Source organism: Paenibacillus sp. JCM 10914 (assembly GCF_001315105.1).
Taxonomy (GTDB): domain Bacteria; phylum Bacillota; class Bacilli; order Paenibacillales; family Paenibacillaceae; genus Paenibacillus_AQ.
The window spans coordinates 1-3,163 of record NZ_BAZR01000069.1 but is presented as its reverse complement, the minus strand read 5'-3'; the positions used below and the strand labels follow the sequence as shown (position 1 = coordinate 3,163).

Annotated in this window: 1 protein-coding gene; it reads right to left on the bottom strand. The window is 51.4% G+C overall.

The genetic code is table 11. The features are described 5' to 3' along the window. The coding region (locus tag JCM10914_RS28030; RefSeq protein ID WP_036720626.1) for a non-ribosomal peptide synthetase at window positions 1-3,163 on the bottom strand (3,163 nt) is incomplete at both ends.

The following is a 3,163-nucleotide window of genomic DNA, read 5'->3' as shown; positions in this document are numbered from 1 at the left end:
TCGGTATTCCGGCGCACTAGGGAAGGGTCCAGCATCTCTAGATGCTGCCCGAAGCCGCTATATTCCCGATAGCTCGTAGCGACATCGCGCCAACCTGTCTCCCTATTCCGACCCTCCGAGATGATGCAGTGAATGTTGGCCTTGATCCTTCCTCCATTTACGATACCGTTCAAGTACTGGTTGTATAGCAAACTACGTTCTATAACCTTTCGCCGAATCGGTTCCACATTCATAAATGCGTGCATCTTCTCCAACTCAGGCAGCTCCTTCTCGACTTCTGCACGCATCTGCTCCATCGTCTGATTTATCCTCTCTGTCCTGCGTGTCGCGTCGATCATCACCAATTCCCGGATTTCTTCGCCATCCTCCTCCATTGCCTTAGCCACTTCGTATGCTAAATTCCCACCCGCAGAATATCCCACCAACCTGTATGGTCCTTGCGGCTGGATTTCTCGGATCATCTGTTTGTACCTCACAATCCGCGCTTCATCCTCGATGAAGTCAAACCCATACACCGTAAATCCTTCCAATTCTTCCGCTAATCCTTTGTAGACACTTCCGTATCCTCCTGCTGGTGGAAAAGCGAATATCGGTTCTCCAGAGGGATCGCCGAACTGAAGCACGGGCTTCTCCGACTCCCAGTCGGTTACTTCGCGTAGCCTTTCCGCCAATTGCCGGATCGTCGGGTATCGGAACACATACGGTAATGGAAGCTCCACCTGCATCTCTGCATACACTTTACCTATCAGCGCCGCCGCTTTCAGTGAGTGGCCACCCAGTTCGAAAAAGTCACTCTTCACACCAATTGGTCGCACATCCAGCAGTTCCTCCCAATACGATGCCAACTTCTCTTCCCACTCGTTCTCCGGCGGTGTATACGTTTCGCCCCGTTCCTGTCCTTCCGGTGCCGGTAAGGCCTTCCGGTCTATTTTTCCGTTAGACGTCATCGGCAGCTGAGACAAGAATACGTATGCCAATGGCACCATATAATCTGGGATTAGACGTCCCAAGCCACTTCGAAGATCTTTCGCCTTCAGCTCTTCGGATGCTACGATATAAGCGCATAAATATTTCCCACCTTCCCGCTCTTCTCGGTCCATCACGATCGCTTCTTTCACGCCCTCGAGTCTGAGAAGGGCGCTTTCTACTTCGCCCAGCTCTACGCGGTAACCTCTAATTTTGACCTGATGGTCCTTTCTTCCTATAAACTGCATATTGCCATCCGGCAGCATGAGGCCCACATCACCCGTCTTGTACATCCGTTCACCTTCTTCCGGTAAGAACGGGTTCTTCAAGAATGATGTCCCCGTCTTCTCCGGATCCTTCAGATACCCCTGGGCAACCCCGACTCCTCCAATGTATAGCTCCCCCGGTACTCCGTATGGAACTGGGGACAAGTACTTGTCCAAGATGTAGAAATAGCTGTTGGCGATTGGCTTGCCGTAGGGTATGCTACTCTGCTCCTCCAACACTTCCTCGATTGGATAGTAATTGGACCATATCGTCCCTTCCGTCGCTCCTCCGAGACTCAGAACCTCCGTCCCCGGAAAATGATTTTTGATCCGACTAGGCAGATTTACCGGAATCCAATCCCCGCTCATGAACACCAGACGCAAGTCACTCTGCTGCCATTTTTCGTCCTGCCGTTCCATATGCTGAATCAAGTAGTTCATCGTCGTGGGTACCGAATCCCAGAATGTAATGCGGTGTTCCTCCATCAAACCCTTAAGGCGCTCTGGATCTTGTACCTCTTCCGTTTGGGCTAGAACCACCCGCCCTCCGGCCGCAAGTAAACCGAAAATGTCATAGACCGACAGGTCAAAACACATGGAAGTGATAAATAAAAGTGTATCCGCTTCATTCACCAAGAACCGCCGATTCACCCACTCAATCAAATTGACCACCGAACGATGTCCAATCATGACCCCTTTGGGCATTCCCGTGGAGCCGGACGTATAAATGACATACGCGCGTTCCCTTGCAAGCTCCGGTAGATCCAACGGTTCAGCGGAATACGCCGCAAGCAGTTCCGCATCGATCCGTACCGTCCGATCGTGTTCGAACTCCGATGCACGATCCGTCACCAGCGCGGCGATCTCCGCATGGTCCATGATGTATCGCTTGCGCTCTGCTGGATATGCCGGATCAATCGGCACATACGCCGCTCCTGCCTTTAGAATGGCCAGCATGCCGATAACCATCGCAAAACCGCGCTGCGTCATAAGGCCTACGTGAGCCCCCATCGCAACTCCCTGCTCTACCAAGTGCCTTGCAAGCCGATTGGCTTTGTTCTCCAACTCACCGTATGTCATCGATTCGTTGCCTAATACGAGCGCCGGTGCATCTGGGTTCCTTCTCGCTTGTTCCTCCACCAGCCCATGCAGCGTTTGCTCACTGCTATACGCCTTATCCGTGTCGTTGAAATCGTAAAGGATTAACTGGCGTTCTTCCTGCGTCAGCATCGGGATAGCCGAGATTTGAGTATGAGGATCCGCAGTTACTGTCCAAGCGATCTCCATTAAATGCTGCGCCATCTGCTCGACCGTTTCTCGCTTGAATAGACGGGTGCAATATTCGAATTGGAACAGCAGCCCTTCCCCCAAATCTTCCACAATCACGTTCAGATCAAACTTCGCTGTCCCAGAAAGTTCAGCGTCGTACGCACTTATTCGGATTTCATCGCCAAATCCTTCTTGCAACGCAGGCTCCACTATGTTCTGGTACACAAGCATCACTTCAAACAACGGGTTTCGGCTCATATCCCGTGAGATATTAAGTTTGTCTACTAGTTCTTCAAATGGATAATCTTGATGCTCGAACGCATGAATCGCGTTGATCTTAACCTCTTCCAGAAATGCTTCAAAGGTTTTGTCCCCTGTTGGCCGATTTCGAATAGCCAGCGTATTAACGAACATACCCATCACCCATTCCAAATCGGTGTGGTTCCGTCCAGCCACTGGCGAGCCCACCACGATGTCCTCTTGCCCCGAATACTTTAACAGGAGCACATTCAGAAGTCCGAGCAATACCATGTAGACGGTCGTTCCCGTATCAGAAGCCAACCGACGCAGCGCACGGGATAACTCCAGATTTATGGGCTGACTAAAAGACGCTCCCTCAAAACTCTTGACCGCTGGACGAGGATAGTCTCCAGGAAGATCCA